Raw genomic sequence first — 19,024 nt, forward strand, 5'->3', positions numbered from 1 at the left:
TTGACAACACTCCTCAAACTTCGATCCAACTTACACTTGCCAATCAAGCTGCTCTAAGAATTGATACACATCTTCATGCAGCTGATCTCTTTCCTTATCAAGTGTAATGACATGACCGGATTCTTCATACCATTTAATCTGTTTTTGATCATTTTCTACTTCATTGTATATAATATTCGCGCTTTCAGTATTAATCATATGATCTTCTCTTGATTGCACAACAAAAGTCGGAGAATAAATCATATCCACATTATGACGAACATCTGCAATTAATGCTTGTAATGCCTTTAATGTGTTCATTGGTGTTTCTTTAAACTTAGCTACTTCTTCTTCGATTTGTTCGGGTGATTTTCCTTCTAGCTTCTTATATTGTCGGGCATAATCAACGACATTATCGTACATCACTTCTTCAGATTTAATATGCATAGGTGCACACATGGTTATAATACCCTTTACAGGTACAGTGTAACCTAATTTCAAGGAAAATACCCCACCAAGAGATAAGCCGGCAATCGCGATTTCTTCATGCCCCATTTCCTTTAGGTGTTGATAACCATTCATGACGTCTTGCCACCAATCTTCTGGTCCCGTATGGACAAGTTCTTCCGGCGGGACGCCATGGCCTTTATATAATGGCGCATGACAAGTATAACCTTTCCCTTCTAGGAATCTTGCCATCATGCGAACATCTGCTGTATTACCAGTAAACCCATGTAATAATAATACTGCTCGTTTACCATCTCCAAATGTGAATGGTTTTGGTTGAACTACTTTCATTATGTAAACTTCCTTTCAATCAAACGTTTGTTTAACATGATTAGTTTTCCCTGTAATAGGCAAAATAAAAACCCGACCTTTCGTTGAGGCCAGGCATTGCATTGTTCGTCTCTATTTATAGAGCAAAATAAGAAACTGCGATTGTTAAAATAAAGAATAAAACAGCTAAAACAATCGTCAAACGATGTAAAATCAAATCTAAGCCGCGTGCTTTTTGTTTACCAAAAAGCTGCTCCGCTCCACCAGAAATCGCACCTGAAAGACCTGCACTTTTTCCTGATTGAAGTAAAACAACGGCAATTAAACCGATAGACACAATGACTAGCAATGTAATTAAAAGTGTATGCATGTGGGCACCTCCATATCAACCATTTACGTACAATAATAATACTCAAATTTTAGCATATTTACTATGTACAGACAAGTTAATCTATCATGAAATGTCAAGTTCATGCCCGCATGCCTATTTGCGCATCTACAAATTATTAACAAAAATGGTAATCTCATTATTGTACGATGTGATTAGCCGCTTTTTAGGAAAGACTCTATTATATATATTTCTGTATTTTTGATTTTTCTTTTCAAAGTAGCATACAAAGAAGTGGTTTTAGAAATTTGACGTGATTCCGTGATAAATGAGTCAACATTCGTAGTGGGTACGAAAATTTGATGCGCTTCCATGATAAACGAGTCAGAATCCTTAGTGAATCCGAAAATTTGACGCGGTTCCTTGATAAACGAGTCAAAATCCGTAGTGGATACGAAAATTTGACGCGGTTCCTTGATAAATGAGTCAAAATCCGTAGTGAATCCGAAAATTTGATGCGTTTCCTTGATTAACGAGTCAGATTTCGTAGTGGGTACGAAAATTTGACACGATTCCATGATAAATGAGTCAGATTCCGTAGTGAATCTAAAAATTTGACGCGTTTCTATGATAAACGAGTCAGGGCTTTTGGTTTTGACATTTCTTTATTTATCTCGCCATGTATTTACGCGTATTTTCCACTACGGAGTTCGACATCCCTTAAAACCTAAAATAGCCAAAAAAAAACAAACACCATTTACAAAATGATGTTTGTTTTTTTAAGACATTATTTACTCAAGTTATAAAAAGATTTCAATCCGTCATACACAGCTAAATCACCAAGCTCATCTTCAATGCGAAGTAGTTGGTTGTATTTTGCAATACGATCTGTACGGCTCATTGAACCTGTTTTGATTTGACCAGCATTCGTAGCTACAGCGATATCAGCGATTGTTGCGTCTTCTGATTCGCCAGAACGGTGAGAAACGACTGCTGTGTAACCAGCACGTTTCGCCATTTCGATCGCTTCAAATGTTTCAGTTAATGTACCGATTTGGTTTACTTTAATAAGGATTGAGTTTCCTACACCTTGTTCAATTCCTTGTGCTAGCTTTTTCGTGTTTGTAACGAATAGGTCGTCCCCTACTAATTGAACTTTACCACCGATGCGTTCAGTTAATAATTTGTGGCCTTCCCAGTCGTTTTCATCTAATCCATCTTCAATCGAGATGATTGGGAATTCAGAAACAAGCTCCTCGTAGAAAGAAACCATTTCTTCTGAAGATAATCCAAGACGACCTTCTCCAGTTAAATCATATTTGCCGGTTTCTTTGTTAAAGAATTCAGATGAAGCAACGTCCATTGCAAGGTAAATATCTTTACCTGCTTCGTAACCTGCATTGCTAATCGCTTCAATGATGACTTCTAGCGCTTCACGGTTTGACCCAAGGTTTGGGGCGAAGCCACCCTCGTCACCTACTGCCGTGTTTAAGCTTTTAGATGAAAGAACTTTTTTCAATGAATGGAAAACTTCAGCACCCATACGGATCGCTTCTTTGAATGTAGGAGCGCCAACAGGCATAATCATGAATTCTTGGAAATCAACATTGTTATCCGCATGAGAACCACCATTAATGATATTCATCATTGGTGTTGGTAATTGTTTCGCATTGAAACCACCAAGATAGCGGTATAATGGTAAACCAACAGACTCTGCTGCTGCATGCGCACAAGCCATAGAAACACCAAGAATTGCGTTTGCACCTAATTTGCCCTTATTTTCTGTGCCATCAAGCGCGATCATTGTACGGTCAATACCTACTTGATCAGTTACGTCAAAACCAATAATTGCTTCAGAAATTAAGTTATTCACATTATCTACTGCTTTTTGAACACCTTTACCTAAGTAACGATCCTTGTCTCCGTCGCGAAGTTCAACGGCTTCATATTCACCAGTTGATGCACCAGATGGTACAATCGCACGGCCGAAGAAGCCAGACTCGGTTAATACTTCTACTTCTACTGTTGGATTTCCACGTGAATCTAATACTTCACGAGCATATACATGTTGGATAAATGGCATGATAATCTCTCCTTTTTCATTGGCTGTCATCTTGTCAAACTTCATTTATATGTAAGGCACGGATGTTCACAAAAAAGTGAACACCGGCACTTATTTAATTAATGTAGAACCAGTCATTTCTTCAGGTTGAGACACTTTTAATAAATCAAGTATAGTTGGAGCTAAATCTCCTAATATACCATCTTCACGTAATATTAGACCTTTTTCCGTTACAATAACAGGTACTGGATTAGTTGTATGAGCTGTCATTGGATGATCATCAAGAGTAATGACCTCATCCGCATTGCCGTGGTCAGCGGTGATAATCGCTTTTCCACCTTTAGCAATAATGGCGTCAATCACTTTTCCAAGACATTCATCAACCGTTTCAACAGCTTTAATTGTTGGTTCTAGCATTCCTGAGTGCCCCACCATATCAGGGTTAGCAAAATTTAATATAATGGCATCATGCTTATCTTGACTAATTTCATCAAGCAAAGCATCTGTTACTTCGTAGGCGCTCATTTCAGGCTTTAAATCATAAGTAGCAACTTTAGGTGAGTTAATCAAAATCCGTTCTTCACCAGGAAATTTTGCTTCTCTTCCTCCACTCATAAAGAATGTAACATGAGGATACTTCTCTGTTTCTGCAATTCTCAGTTGCGTTAAGTGATTTTGTGAAAGTACTTCTCCAAGAGTATTATCTAGGTTTGTCGGTTTAAATGCAACATACCCGTCAACTGTTTCACTAAAATGGGTTAAACAAACAAAGAATAAAGTCTTTGGATGGCCTATACCACGATCAAATGAACGGAAGTCTTTGTTTGTAAACGTATTTGAAATCTGAATCGCGCGGTCAGGTCTAAAGTTGTAAAAAATCATAGCATCATTATTACTAACTTTTCCAACAGGTGATCCATCTTCCTTCACAATAACAGAAGGAATAACAAATTCGTCATAAATACCGTTCGCATAACTATCTTCGACTAATTCATGGGCACTATGATAAGCAGGACCTTCGCCATACACCATCGAACGATAAGATTTCTCCACACGTTCCCAACGATTGTCACGATCCATTGAGTAATAACGACCTGAAATAGAGGCGAATTCACCTACACCAATTTCTTTCATTTTCGCTTCTGCCGCTTGAATATATCCTCTAGCTGTCTGCGGACCAACATCACGTCCATCAAGAAAACCATGGACATAGACCTTTTTTAATCCTTCATCACTAGCTAGCTGAAGGAGGGCATACAAGTGGTTAATGTGACTATGCACACCACCGTCTGACAATAATCCCATCAGATGAAGGCTTGTATTGTTTTTCTTCGCATGATTAATCGCTGCAAGGAATGTTTCATTCTGCTCAAAGTGCCCCTCACGAATAGCCACATTTACTCTTGTTAAGCTTTGATAAACAATGCGTCCGGCCCCGATATTCATATGACCGACTTCGGAGTTCCCCATTTGTCCTTGTGGTAAACCAACCGCTTCTCCACTTGCTGTTAAATAAGCGTGTGGATACTCATTCCATAACCGATCAAAATTCGGTTTTTTCGCTTGAGCAACAGCATTGCCTTTGACTTCTTCTCTATGGGCAAAGCCATCAAGAATAATCAAAGCAACAGGTGATTTACTCATACTTACCCGCCTCCAATAATTGCAGGAAGGAAGAGGGCTCAAGACTTGCGCCACCGACAAGTGCACCGTCAATATCCGCTTGACTCATATATTCTTTAATGTTTGCCGGTTTCACACTACCACCATATTGAATGCGAAGAGCTTCGGCGATTTCCTCAGAAAACTGTTTACTAACGACAGAACGAATATGGGCACATACTTCGTTTGCATCTTCTGCTGAAGATGACTTTCCTGTACCAATAGCCCATATCGGTTCATAAGCGATGACAGCCTGTTTTAATTGCTCATCAGATAATCCCGACAACGCTGCTTCAACTTGATGTCCAACAAAACTCATTGTTTCATTGTTTTCTCTTTGTTCAAGTGTTTCACCTACGCAAATGATGGGAGTGAGGTTATGTGCAAATGCTGACTTCGCTTTTTTATTCACAGTCTCATCAGTTTCATTGAACATTTCGCGACGTTCTGAATGACCAATGATGACATATGATACACCTAAGTCTTGAAGTGCAACAGGGCTGATTTCGCCAGTAAATGCGCCATTATCTTCAAAATGCATGTTTTGTGCACCAATGGCAACAGGTGAACCTTCCACACCATCTACAAGACGCTCTAAAAATAGGGCTGGAGCACACACGATTGTATCCATATCCATTTCATCTGGAACAAGACCATTAATCTCTTCAATAAAGGACTTCGCCTCATTCATTGTTTTATGCATTTTCCAGTTACCTGCAATAATCGGCTTACGCATACTATCTCGTCCTTTCCTTTTTATTACTTATTTATCATTTAAAGCGACAACACCTGGAAGGGCTTTTCCTTCCATAAATTCTAATGATGCACCGCCACCTGTTGAAATATGACTCATACGATCAGCAAAATGGAATTTCTCGACTGCTGCTGCAGAATCACCACCACCGATAACAGAGTATGTGTCATTTGCTTCCGCTAATGCTTCTGCTACTGCTTTTGTTCCACCAGCAAACTGATCCATTTCAAATACACCCATCGGTCCATTCCAAATGACTAGCTTACTATCTGCAATTACTTCACTATATAAATTAGCCGTTTCAGGACCAATATCTAATGCCATCCAATCTCCTGGAATCTCGTTAATAGCCACTATTTTACTATCTGCGTCTTCAGCAAAACGATCGGCAACGACAGCATCAATTGGCATTAGAAATTTCACGCCTTTTTCTTCCGCTTTTTTCATAAACGTTTTCGCTAATTCTAATTTATCTTCTTCTAATAGAGAATTGCCAATATCATGGCCTTGTGCTTTTACAAACGTAAAGGCTAGACCGCCACCGATAATTAAATTATCTACTTTATCTAATAGATTATCAATTACATCGATTTTATCTTTTACCTTTGCACCACCAATGATAGCTGTAAATGGTCTGTCAGGGTTTGACAATGCCTTGCCTAACACTTCTAATTCTTTTTCCATTAGTAAACCAGAAACCGCTGGGATATGGTGGGCAATTCCTTCTGTCGATGCATGTGCACGATGTGCTGCACCAAAAGCATCATTTACATAAACATCTGCTAATTGGGCAAAAGCTTTAGCAAGTTCAGGATCATTCTTCTCTTCACCTGGGTAAAAGCGAACATTCTCTAGTAATAGAACATCGCCCTCTTCTAAACCATCTACTGCCTGTTCTACTTTTTCTCCGTACGCCTCATCTGCATAGGCAACATTTTTTCCTAGCAAGGCAGATAATCTTTCTGCAACAGGAGTTAACCTTAACTCTTCTACTACTTGTCCTTTTGGACGCCCTAAATGAGAAGCTAAAATCACTTTCGCTCCTTGGTCAATTAGATAGTTAATTGTCGGAATTGCTGCGCGGATACGTGTTTCATCCGTGATTTGTCCCTCTTTCATTGGCACATTAAAGTCTACACGACAAAATACGCGTTTTCCTTTTAGTTCTACATCTTTTACGCTCTTTTTGTTCATAGTAAAAGGCCCTCCTAAACATAATAATAGACTATTTTCTAGTTAGCTGCTTGTACTACAAGAAAGGCGAATGTTCATTCATTTATATGTATAAAAATCACCGTTTTCTTTCTTACTCGCGCAAGAAAAGCGCGAAAACGTATAGAAAAAGTCAAAATAAAAGGGAGAGGTATGGTCCCTTTCTCCCTTCACCATTTATCATTATAGACGTTCATTCATCTAATATCCATAAAGATGTGAGTTTGTAAGCAAAATTTTATTTTTAATGTTTACCAAACCTACATTTATAATCCTTTTTCAGCCATATATTCCATTAAATCAATCACTCTGTGAGAATAACCACTTTCATTGTCATACCATGATATGACTTTGACCATATTGCCTTCCATAACCATTGTAGATAATCCATCAACGGTTGATGATGCAGGATTTCCATTGTAATCACCTGAAACTAATGGTTCCTCACTAAAGCTAAGAATATCCTTTAACTCTCCATTTGCGGCAGATTTCAATGCTTCATTCACTTCATCGACTGTGACATCTTTATCAAGCTCGGCAACTAAATCAACTAGAGAAACATTCGGTGTTGGAACACGAATGGCACCACCATTTAATTTCCCTTTTAATTCTGGTAGAACAAGAGAAACGGCTTTTGCTGCTCCAGTTGTTGTTGGAATAATATTTTCTGCAGCTGCTCTTGCTCGACGATAATCTTTATGAGGCAAATCAAGAATTTGCTGGTCATTTGTATAGGAGTGGACAGTTGTCATCATTCCTCGTTTAATTGTAAATGAATCATGTAAAACTTTCGCCAACGGTGCTAAGCAATTCGTCGTACAAGAAGCATTTGATACGATATGATGGTTGTCAGGATCATATGACTCATGATTCACACCCATTACAATCGTTAAATCTTCATCGGTTGCCGGAGCAGATATAACCACTTTCTTCGCACCTGCTTCTAAGTGCTTCGCTGCATCTGCTCGTTTTGTAAAGCGGCCTGTAGATTCAACAACTAACTCAACACCTAAATCACCCCAACCAATATCAGCTGGATTTCTTTCTGCTAACACTTTAACCTTTTTGCCACCTACGATTAAGTTATCGCCGTCTACCTTTACCTCGTGCGGAAATGCTCCATGAATGGAGTCGTATTTTAATAAATGAGCTAGCATATTCGCATCTGTTAAGTCATTTATCGCAACGATTTCTACATTTTCCTTTTCAAAGCTCGCACGAAATACGTTTCTGCCAATTCTTCCAAATCCGTTTATTCCCACTTTAATTGTCATATTATGAAACCTCCGTTAATTAATTGTTTTTAGTAATTCCTCTGCCACAATCTCATCTGTGACAAGTATTGTTTGTTTCGGTGCTTGTTTCATGTAGGCAGCAATCGCTTTAGCCTTTGTTGATCCACCTGCAACGGCAATCACATATTCTGCATGTTGCAAATCTTCTAGTTGTAGTCCTACTGTTTGCAAACGATGGACCACTTTACCCTCTTCATTAAAGTAATACCCGAATGCTTCAGCAATCGCACCTGATTCTGTTAATTCCTTTATATTTCCCTTATGGGTACCACGTCTTTCTGCCATCTCAAGTGCATTGCCAATACCGTGAATAACGATATTCGCCTTTTTTATCACTTTCAGCACTTGCTTTATTTCTGGTTCCTTGATGATGGATTGATACATTTCTTCACCGACGACATCTGGGACATACAATGTTTGGTATGTGCCGCCCGATTCTTCTGCCATTCGCGCCGCTAATGTATTGGCTTGGAATCTCATATCTGTGCCGACGCCTCCACGGGCTGGAACAAATAAGACATCCACCATATGTTGCTGTTTCCTTAGCGCTTCAGCTACAGTTGAAATTGTGGATCCACCCGTCACTGCAATGGTCATCCCTCCATTAGCTATCGCCTGAACAAGGCGGGCTACTTCTTTTCCTAACTCTGACTTTACTGTTTCATCCTTATCAGTATCCCCATAAGTAAGTAGCACCTTTTCTATTTGAAGCATTTTTGTCAAGTTTATTTCTTTATCATTTAATCCCGACCATTCTTTAATTACCTCGTGGAGATCTACAAGGAGATGCTTTCCAGCCTCCGATAGTTTCGTTCCTTGTGCATCTACAATAATTAAGCCTTGTTCTCTTAAAAAATCGAGTTCTCCGCGTAATACTCTTTCGGTCATCCCTACTTTTGTCGCTAAACTCCTTCTTCCTACAGGCTCCATTAAAGAGGTTTGTTGCAAAATTTCATATCGTCTTTTCATTATTTCCATCAAGTCTGGAATTACTTTTTGAGTAACATTCATCCACTTATTCAATTTTTTACTCCTTTATATGGACATTATATGTCCACGCAAGACATTTTGTGTCCCACGAGAATAAAAATATATAATGAAGTCAAAACTTCATTTTTTTCTTCTTTATTCTTATACCCTTTTTACAATAATTTAATCATCAATCTTTAAAAATAACCCTACAACTTTATATTAGCAGGGTTATTTTTATTTTTCAATCATTTATCACTTTCCCAACTTAACTTCTCAGAAAGAGTGACATAATCTACTTGTCCATATTGAAGGATCTCACCGTCTACCTCAATAACTGGAATCATTAAACCAAAGCGTTCTGTTAGATCATCACTTGTTTCAATATCAATGGCTTCATATTGAAATAGACTTTCTTCTTGGACCATCTCAATGACAAGCTCAGCTTGCTCACATAAAGGGCATCTTTTTCTTGTATACAGTTTAACAATCTGCAATAATCATCCACCCCACTCTTTTATTCGTATCTTTTTCTTTTTGAAGAAGATGGAATTTTTAATTGATCACGATATTTTGCAACTGTTCTTCTTGATATCACAATACCTTTTTCCTCTTCTAATCGCTTGACTATCACTTGATCTGAAAGAGGTTTTTTCTTATCTTCACTTTTGACCATGTCACTTATTGCGTTTTTCGCCTGCTCAGATGATGCATTCTCAAACGACGTCGTCTTAATCGTACTAGAAAAAAAGGATCGCAATTCAATCGTTCCAAATGGCGTTTGCGCATATTTTTCACGGACCGCACGACTGACAGTTGATTCATGTATCTCTAATTCATCGGCTATCTCTTTCATTGTCATCGGTTGCAAATAATTTGGGCCCTTCCAGAAGTATTCAGGCTGTTTTTCAACAATTTTTAATGCTACTTTTAATAATGTTTCTTTTCTTTGTTCTATACTTCTAGCAATCCAATGAAAGTCCGTTTTTTTCTCTTGCAAAAAACGATTCACTTCTTGATCTCCATCTGCTTGAAACTTACGAAAATAGCTCTCATTAAAGCGAATCTTTGGTAGCACATCATCATATATACTTACAGAAAAAGTCCCATCTTCCCACTGAATAACGACTTCTGGTGTAATATATGGTGCTAACTCATTTTGGAAGGATGCAGCTGGTCTTGGATTTAGTGTTTGCACAAGATCAAAAACTTCTTGGATTTCTTTTAGTTCTACTTTCAGGTTTTTCGCTATTTCTTTCCATTTCTTATCAGCAAAAAGAAGAAAATAATCACTAATGACTTTCTCAGCGATTTCATTATAAGGGTGAAGTCTCTCTAATTGTAACCATAGACACTCCTGTAAGTCTCTCGCCGCTACTCCTGCAGGTTCTAAACTTTGAATCTCTATCAACGCTTCATTCATATCCTCTTCACTTACGTTGAATTTTTCCGCAACAGTTTGTATGTCTGTCTGTAAGTAACCGTTTTCATCTAAACATCCAATGAGATAGGAAATGAGTTTATATTCCATATGATTTAATTCTGCGATCGCTAACTGCGAATGTAAGTATTCTTGTAATGTTGTATGGTTTTTTGAACCGATTTGTTCAATCCAGTCCTGTTTATTGTCATCTACTTTTTGTTTTGATGGTTTCATTCGGTCAAATCTCGAATCGGCTGCTTGTGCAGGACTCGCTTCAATTTGCATAAGGGGATTCTCTAACGCCTTACTTTCCAAAAAGGCAGACAATTCTTGTGTATTATATTGTAACAGCGCAATCGCTTGTGTAAGCTCTTGTGTCATGGTCAATTTTAATGTTTGCTGTTGCCACAACCCTGCTTTCAAGTTCATTCTAAAAACCCCCCTTATTCTCATTCTACAATAATCACCTGAAATAGTGTATAGAAATAAATTGGTAGCGCACTACATAACTATTCAGATTGTAGAGTAAATATCATCAAAAAAGAAAAAGGAAGATTTGTGGAAACTAAACAATTATTAGATTTTTCAGTTATTTTTCCCTTTAGTTACAAAAAGGACGTTTGTCGACCATACTCTATGAATATGTGATAGAATCTATCATATTGGGCAAATTTTACGAAAGTAAAAGACGCAAAGCCACGGGCCTAAAGCATATATTGTCATGGCAGCCGGGTTGCAGATGTGTGAGGTGATTATTTCCGCTTGAATCACCCTTACCTCTTATGGACTTTCTAAAGGTCTCCTATATAAAAACCTTTCTAATTTTGCCTAAATTTCCCACAAAAAAGAAAGGTGTGTCTTATGATCTATCCAACCGTTCAAAGCGATGAAACCCATTTAACCCACATTGTAAAAGACAAACACTCTTGTATATGCGGTTTCCGCTATAATGTTTTTGCTACATTTACGAGGAAAGATTTGAAGAAAATCCAATTTAGATCGAATGAAAAAATTACTTGTCCCGTATGCAAAGCAACAGTAAATGAGGATTAATTGTATACATACCAAATTTAAAAGCCAACCATATAATCATGCGAAGGGTTGGCTTTTATGATGAAGTTGAAAATTTAATGATGACAAATCGAATGAGCCAACCAATTATGACACCAGGAATGACAGCTATCATTGGTAACCATACAGGCCCAAAAAACACGCCAAATATTGATACCTCTGTTGAATACATAAGACCAACCGTTACAAAATAAGCACAAAATACAAATGGTAAGAATGAATATTTACTCCCTTCACCCCCAGCATCCTTATAAGCATCCCAAATAGCGAAGAAGTATAAACACGGATAGAACATTAACCATCCATAATTAGCTGCTTCAGCAGCTTGATGAACTTTCCCTTGAAAGCTTAACATAATAATTTCGTTAAAATTACCCATGACATTAAATAAAATTTCTAAAACTAAAAATACAGTACCTTTAAACAATTTACCATTTAAATATTGACCAAAACCGGGAAAAGCAATCGACCAAAACAATTTCTCAATCGGGTTATTTTTTCTCACAGAACATCCCTATTTCCTTTTCTTTTTAGAAATATTTCTATGGTCTACTGATTGAGGGGCTTGTTCAAGCCAACCGTATTTAATTAATAAACTTGCCGATTGATTGCCTAAGTCTAATGTTTCGGTCATTATCTTTGCATACATTACCGTTAAATCCCGTCTTGTAGTCGTACCTAATGCTGTCCCATAATAGCCGGATAACGTAGCAATAAATATTACTACTTGGTATAGCATTAGCTTTTCTGAAAAAGGTGGTGTGGTAGAATTAAGCACTTCTGAGTCCCAAGTCGGTGAAACAGAAATGCTATCCTTAATTAAAGTATTAGCAAATTCTTGGACATTTTCATCGAACAAATCAAGACCTTTCCGCAAAAATTTCTTGATATCATTGGAAGTAACAGTTTGACAAAGACCTAAAAACAGGGCCTTTCCTAAAGCATTTCTTTGCATATCGTTGTACACATTCATAATCTCAACGACTGATAATGCTCGCTGTTCACTTATAAAGCCGTTTAAATAACTATTTTTTTCAGCGATTTCAATTTTTTCTGGGATTGGAATAGACGGTGAGGGGTGAAAAACACCCTTTTCTTGCTGCAATTTAATTGCCCATCTATATAATTGTGAACCTTTTTCCAATGCTTTTGTGAAAACTTGATCCACATCTTCATGAATTGCAATAGCTAATGCAGTTCCATAACCAATAATGCCATAACGAGTCATATCATGCATATACGCAAGAATAAACACATCTGAGTAAAGCTTTGGAGCAGTTACATTGACATCTTCTTCTTCACTAAAGGCTTTCGGCAATGGATGGTTGTTCTTATTATAGATCGTCGTAATATCAAAAATAATTTCATCACACATCTCGATAGCCGTCTCAATAAATTCCTTAATCTCTCCTTTATCAGCTTTTTCATAAAAATATTGCAGGACGCATTTATACATTTTATTATTCATATAGGCATTCCATAGCTGTGCTAACTCAGATGCCGTTAACCTTTGATCTTTCTCCGCCATATTAACCCTCCCATTGAAAGATTATCTATAGCGTGTCCTTAACCTTAAGGAAACATTCCCAGTTTTTTTACATCCATATACAATTAAACTAATGTCGGTGAAGCAATTAAACTTTTTGCCAATTTAAACGCGCTTTCAACGTCACCAATCTTCCTATAATAAGCAAATAAACGTTGTTCGTATTTTTCTATCATAAGCGTATCACCCGACTGACGATAATAAGGTAATAATTTATTTTCTATTATGGCGTATGCTTCCTCTTCTCTGCCCTCAATTAAGAAGGAGTAAAACTCAAATGTAAAAAGCCCACTCCATTGGTAAGTCTTTGCTAATTCAATCCCTTTTCTTACTTCTTGTAACAATTCCTTTTTATGTACTAACCCACTAATAAAACCATTATGAATATAATTTTCTAAAAACATGGCGTATAATGGAGAGTTTTCGCAGGCAATTTCTAATGCTTTCAAATAGTAATAGTGTGCTTCAGTGTATTTTTTCCTTTTATGAAGGTCATAAGCGAAGTTGTTATATACCTTTGCTTTTCTCTCTACTTCGCCACACTCTTCACATAAACGAAAAAGAGCCTCATACCTATCTTTCGTCTCTTTAAAATCATGAGCACCTTTCGCATTTAACTGCACAAGTAATAATGTTTCCGAATCTATCATGCGATTAACATTCATCGTTGAATGAAAATAATCAGCAGCTTTTTTACCATAATAATAGGCTTGTACGTTCTGATTAGCAGCATAATAAGCGAGTGCTAGATGGTAATAATATTCATTTTGATGATAGCTATCATGGTCAATAGAACTTAATTCTCGAATACAGTCTTTATTTCTCCCCGTTAAAAAATAATATATCCCTAATTGATGCTTTAATGAATTCTCTTCAAAAGAGGTTAGCTCTATCACTTCCTTTTGAAGTTGGTTGATAAAGTAATAAGCTTCTGTCACTTTCATCTTATATAAGAAGTACCTCGCCATTGTTAGAAAGTAACTCGCTTGAAAATCTGGTACTTTTCTTAACGAGTTTGCTGTTAACTCTTTCTTTAATTGCTCAATTCTCTCATCATCTTGAATAATAATTTGCTTTTGGAGGTCAGTCATCTTTCGCTTAAATTGCTGAAATCGTTCAATTTCATCTTCCATGTTAATTTCCAACCGTTCACAAAGCATATAAATAATTTCACTGGAGTATTGAGTAGACTCTCTTTCAATTTTACTTAAATGGGTGATAGAGCAAATGCCTTGTACAATCTCCTTCTGTGTAAGCTTCTTTGCTTCTCGATAGTATTTGATGATTTTTCCTTCCATCCTTGAACCTCCCAATAAGTGAAAAGTTAATCATGTCTCTTTTTGGCTATTATAGCAGAGAAAAATGATGGAGAAAGGCAAGGAAATCCTATTTAACCGTCTTACACATGACGGAAAAGTAATAGACAAACTAGGAGGACCATGTTTTATACGGTAGAGTAAACCATGAAACTTTTTTCGAAAAAAATAACCTAATAAGGGGCAAAACAGAAACGATTAAGCGGCCTTAGCCCTAAAGAATATAGAGCTAAAGCCGCTTAGACTGTTTTTATTATTTCCACTGACTATTTAACAGGGGGCAGTTCAATTAGTTCGTATCGATAGGATTCGTATCTATCTGTCGAAAGCTATAACTATTCAATTGGTGTTAAACCAATTAATCGAAGGAAATATTCAAGGTCTTTGTTACCGATTTTTTCTTTTGGTTGTTTCGATTCAGCATCAGGACCTTTCGTTAAGAAATTCTTTTCTGTTATTCTTATGTCTAATTCATCGACAATTCCGTCTTGATTAATATCTTCTTTCTTCTTCGAGGTATCTTCATCTCCATATGCATCAACAATTTTTCGAATGTCTTTTATATCAATGACCTTATCGCCATTCACATCACCGGCTAATCCTAGTTTTGGACGGATGGTTTGATGTTGACCAAAGAGTTCGCCATCGATTTTCTTACCAGGCACAAAAGTTGTGGCGCTCTTTAGGTGGCCTGGTGCTTCAATAACTAACGTATAATCCTGACTGCTCGCTGGAATTCCTTTTACAGTGAATTGTCCATGATCATCCAGCGTACCTTTATAATTCTTACCTGAACGTGTTTGAGCATACACTTTAATACCTAAATCGTTTGCTTCTCCAACGCGGTTAAAATATCCTTCCTCACTATTAAAAGCTTCTAAGTTCACTGAGCCTGCAACAGTCGTATGTTTAGAAATCACATCAAATGAATCGACACTATAATAAGGAATATCAACTTGTTGCTCGTCTTTTGGTGTATACTTTCCATTTACTACTTCAAAGCTACTTGTTTTACCATAATAAGCATCATCTTTCAACTTAAATGTCACATCAATTAATGGCATATCCCCATCTAGCCCATCAAAAGCTTTTCCAGATAGAGCACTACTTAATGTAACCGTACTATTCCAAATATCACTTTTTTCTACTACCGGTTTAGCTAAATCCACTTTAATGCCCTTTTGTTTTGTGTATTGCTCTATCTCTTTCGTCAAATTTGCCTTTTTGAAATCATATAAGTCATGTTGGAAACTCACTTGCCATTCCCCTGACATCATATCTTGAACATTGTTTAGCGAAAGAGTCATTGTAATATTGTCTTTTTTCTTTATCGCTTCCTTATCATAACTAGCGGAAACATATGGAGTTCCTTCCTTCACAAAAATATAGTTCTCCATCTTAACAGCTGTCGCTAAATCGGAAGTGGCTAACCGTAAATATAACTCTTGATTTTCAATATCACTTTTTTCAATGCCAAATTTCACATTTCCTTCTGCATCAATCGGGAATGTCCTTGCAAAATAAGCGTATTTAGAAGTGTCAAAATACATCGTATTAGATGATTGATCGTACGGTAAACCTTTTTCATTTAATAGTCCGATTGTTTCATCTTCTACTTTACCATGAACATAAAATGCCTCTTCCCCATCCTCGACTGTAAACATCGAGTCATTCAGTTCATACACACCGGGCTCGTGATCCCACTCAATCTCAGGTGCGGTATTGTCAATGATTGCTGGTGCGTCAACTGTATACGTTTTTCCACTATCATCCTTCGCTAAAATGACTATTTCATAGTCTCCCTCTGGTAATTTTACGTATTCTTCAGCAATTGGCTGATTAGGGTCTTTCGTAAATGGCAACATTGCTCCTGTAAACATATACAGCAAGAAATATTCTCGATCTGGCATCATATTCTCAGCATTTAACGAACCAATATATCCGAGTGCCTCACCTGACTGACTATCTTTCACGATCACGTCGATGCTTTCCATTGGACTTTTCAAAGTAAATAATCCGTTAATAATTGGATAGTAGTTTTGCCAAAACCCAACATCATTCGCTAGTGTTGGTCGATCCGTTTCAAAAGAATCAATTCCTTTATCTGTAACAAAGATGGAAAAAGGAATTTGATATTTCTCTTGGGCATCCGCTTGATTATTTATACGAATATAGCCTTCATATGCACCCGGCTTCGCATTCGCTGGTACATTGATGGTGGCGTTTAGCGTTTTTTCTTTCCCTTTACCGACTGTAACAGACTTCTTCGTTTTTAAAGTGACCTTATTTTCTTTTGCATTTTCAACCCCATCAATCGATTGATTAAACTCTACTGTAAGGTCATAAGATTTTTTCTTACCGCTATTTTTGATTACTATATCTTTAGAGTGGTTAATCGCTTCACCATCATCACGTAAATAATCCCTACCAAATGCTATAGAAGCTGTCTCTTCATCTATAACAACGGTACCTTCTCCCTCCATCATTTCCGTTTCATCAAGTACTTTAATTGTCGTTTCAGCATGTACAGATGCATAGGCATTGATTCTTCCTGCTCCAACTTCATTCACTGAATAATCGCCATTCAGGTCGACTGAGTTATTCATCAATACTTCCTTCACTTCGAAAGGGTCATAAGCTTCATTTTCTTGAAGAATCAATGCTGCTACACCTGCTACATGAGGTGTTGCCATCGACGTTCCTTGCATTCTAGCATAGGCATTGTCATATGCGACTCCTTCTTCAGGACTATTGATATACTCTGGAATCGTCGAAAATATCGCTACCCCTGGCGCCACAACGTCTGGTTTAATATCATAGTTTCCATTCACCGGACCTCTTGAACTAAAGTCAGCTAAATGATCTCCCTCTGTTGTCGTTTCATCAAGATTTGTTAAAGTGATTTTATTGACTCCACTCGCTTTCAATTTCTCTCCATCTTCTTTTGACAGGCGGAAAGATGGGAGATATTCACTTCCTTCTCCCAAGTAGGATGGGATTTGCCCTTCTTCATTGTTATAGATAATAACAGCTATTGCTCCTGCATCTTTCGCATGTTTAATTTTCTCATCAAAGGTCAAAGTGCCTCTTTCAATTAATGCGATTTTCCCTTTCACATCTAACCCTTGGAAATCCGTCTCTTGGCCAATCCCAGCTTCAACAATCGGTAACTCTTTACCTTCTAATAATGCCAACTTATCAGAAAAATTCTTCGCTAGTAACATTAAGGATAGTTTTTGGCCTTTAACGGTTACATCTAAAGTCGGGATACTCATATCGGAGTCACTTGCCCCTACAGTAATACCTAAAGCAGCTGTACCAGGTGAACCGAGTGTTTTTTCATCTGGACCTGCATTTCCTGCAGCCACTACCGCAACAACCCCAGAAAGCATCGCTTGGTTTATCGCAATAGAGGTCGGGTCTAGTGGGTCATTGACAGAAGTTCCGAGTGATAAATTCATTACATCCATTTCATCTGCAACTGCTTTATCAATACCAGCCATAACATCTTCGTTACTTCCAGATCCGTATGGACCTAGCACTCTATAATTATATAAGTCAACTTCTGGTGCTACCCCAGTTACAGCATAATCTACAGTGTTATCAGGGTTTGCTGCTATCGTTCCTGATACGTGAGTGCCATGAGATGTATAATAAGTCGCTCCACCGTATTCTTCAGGATACCCTTCATCATTTCCAACCCAATCTTCATAGGTTGTTTCCATTGGGTCAGCATCATTATCAACAAAATCCCAGCCTTTAACTGAAGATGGCTCTACCTCAGCAGGATTCTCGCCATCGGTATAGCGATATCCTTTATAAGCATCCATTAAATCAGGATGGTTATAATCAATTCCTGTATCGATTACACCGACTTTAATGCCTTCTCCCTTAATCTTTTCATCATGCAATTGATCAACCCCAATTTGAGGTACACTATCAGCCATTTTCGGACTAACCTTCTCATCTTCACTAGGTAAATCTAATTTGATTTCTTTGTTACTCCATATTCTTTTTACTTCATCAGAGGCAAGTAATGATTGAACAGCCGTACCAGGTAAAGTCATTGATACCCCATTAAAAGCGTGTTTGTATTCATGAATGATCTCAAGCTTATTGGCATCAAACTTATCAATAGATTTTTTCTTTTTCATTGAGGATATAAATGTTGAAAAGGATTTATGAGAAGCCTCAACTTGCTGTTCTGCATTATTAACCGCTTTTTGCTTACCTAATAAAAGTTGCTGTTTAACAGCCACTTTTGCTGGAAGTGTTTTAAATTCAACAATAACAGAAACTAATTCTGCACTATCCTGCTTAATATCTGGAGAAATTGTAAATGTTGGTGACGCATTTAATTCATTCAAAGTCGCTCTTTCTTCTTTGGATAAACCACTGAGCATAGATTCAATCTGTTTCATATTGAACTTATCATTCTCAGCTGCCATTGAATGACTAGGTACACTGAACGAAAATATCATACCAGCAGCCATCGTCAACGTAAGTAACGGCTTTAGCTTTTTAAACTTCATAACTCCACCCCTATTTTTTGAAAATTTATTATTTTTATAATTTAATGATAGGTTGTGAAGTTATTACTTGTAAATTGGGGTAATATTTTTAGGTACTT

The 19,024-nt window shown here is 37.3% G+C and carries 14 protein-coding genes and 1 riboswitch; all 14 genes read right to left on the reverse strand.

Features of this window, described 5'->3' with window-relative positions; genetic code table 11:
* Positions 1-30 precede the first annotated feature (30 nt).
* On the reverse strand, positions 31-777 hold the full coding sequence (locus MHI57_RS11650; protein ID WP_095371912.1) for an alpha/beta hydrolase: 747 nt from the start codon (positions 775-777) through the stop codon (positions 31-33).
* Positions 778-892: 115 nt separating this feature from the next.
* Positions 893-1,126, reverse strand: coding sequence for a preprotein translocase subunit SecG (gene secG, locus MHI57_RS11655; RefSeq protein WP_095371911.1), 234 nt, complete (start codon positions 1,124-1,126; stop codon positions 893-895).
* Between the two features lie 745 nt (positions 1,127-1,871).
* Positions 1,872-3,167: a phosphopyruvate hydratase gene (gene eno, locus MHI57_RS11660; RefSeq protein WP_095371910.1), complete on the reverse strand. Its 1,296-nt coding sequence runs from the start codon at positions 3,165-3,167 to the stop codon at positions 1,872-1,874.
* 90 nt (positions 3,168-3,257) lie between these two features.
* Entirely contained in the window at positions 3,258-4,790 is a 1,533-nt protein-coding gene (gpmI, locus tag MHI57_RS11665) for a 2,3-bisphosphoglycerate-independent phosphoglycerate mutase (RefSeq protein WP_322910454.1), read from the reverse strand.
* Positions 4,783-5,544 carry a triose-phosphate isomerase gene (gene tpiA, locus MHI57_RS11670; RefSeq protein WP_307317797.1) on the reverse strand — a complete coding sequence of 254 codons (762 nt, stop codon included), beginning with the start codon at positions 5,542-5,544 and terminating at the stop codon, positions 4,783-4,785. Before tpiA ends, gpmI begins: the two co-directional genes overlap by 8 nt.
* Before the next feature lie 27 nt (positions 5,545-5,571).
* Entirely contained in the window at positions 5,572-6,756 is a 1,185-nt protein-coding gene (locus MHI57_RS11675) for a phosphoglycerate kinase (RefSeq protein ID WP_307317798.1), read from the reverse strand.
* A 284-nt stretch (positions 6,757-7,040) separates the two neighbouring features.
* Positions 7,041-8,048, reverse strand: coding sequence for a type I glyceraldehyde-3-phosphate dehydrogenase (gap, locus tag MHI57_RS11680; protein ID WP_224937085.1), 1,008 nt, complete (start codon positions 8,046-8,048; stop codon positions 7,041-7,043).
* Positions 8,049-8,063: 15 nt separating this feature from the next.
* Entirely contained in the window at positions 8,064-9,092 is a 1,029-nt protein-coding gene (locus MHI57_RS11685) for a sugar-binding transcriptional regulator (RefSeq protein WP_340976443.1), read from the reverse strand.
* 194 nt (positions 9,093-9,286) lie between these two features.
* The gene (locus MHI57_RS11690) at positions 9,287-9,535 is read right to left on the reverse strand and encodes a glutaredoxin family protein (RefSeq protein ID WP_322910452.1); all 249 of its coding nucleotides are present in this window, start codon (positions 9,533-9,535) and stop codon (positions 9,287-9,289) included.
* Between the two features lie 20 nt (positions 9,536-9,555).
* Positions 9,556-10,890, reverse strand: coding sequence for an RNA polymerase factor sigma-54 (rpoN, locus tag MHI57_RS11695; RefSeq protein WP_307317805.1), 1,335 nt, complete (start codon positions 10,888-10,890; stop codon positions 9,556-9,558).
* A 226-nt stretch (positions 10,891-11,116) separates the two neighbouring features.
* Positions 11,117-11,202: riboswitch (cyclic di-GMP riboswitch) on the forward strand.
* Positions 11,203-11,569: 367 nt separating this feature from the next.
* Positions 11,570-12,037 carry a hypothetical protein gene (locus MHI57_RS11700; RefSeq protein WP_095371903.1) on the reverse strand — a complete coding sequence of 156 codons (468 nt, stop codon included), beginning with the start codon at positions 12,035-12,037 and terminating at the stop codon, positions 11,570-11,572.
* 9 nt (positions 12,038-12,046) lie between these two features.
* The gene (locus MHI57_RS11705; protein ID WP_340976447.1) at positions 12,047-13,060 is read right to left on the reverse strand and encodes a DUF3231 family protein; all 1,014 of its coding nucleotides are present in this window, start codon (positions 13,058-13,060) and stop codon (positions 12,047-12,049) included.
* 83 nt (positions 13,061-13,143) lie between these two features.
* Positions 13,144-14,376 (reverse strand): helix-turn-helix domain-containing protein, encoded by a 1,233-nt coding sequence (locus MHI57_RS11710; protein ID WP_322910450.1) that lies wholly within the window; start codon positions 14,374-14,376, stop codon positions 13,144-13,146.
* A 353-nt stretch (positions 14,377-14,729) separates the two neighbouring features.
* A complete protein-coding gene (locus MHI57_RS11715; protein ID WP_307317811.1) occupies positions 14,730-18,926 on the reverse strand; it encodes a S8 family serine peptidase in 4,197 nt (1,398 codons plus the stop codon).
* Positions 18,927-19,024 lie beyond the last annotated feature (98 nt).

It is taken from the genome of Cytobacillus sp. FSL K6-0129 (assembly GCF_038007625.1).
Taxonomy (GTDB): Bacteria; Bacillota; Bacilli; order Bacillales; family Cytobacillaceae; genus Cytobacillus; species Cytobacillus kochii.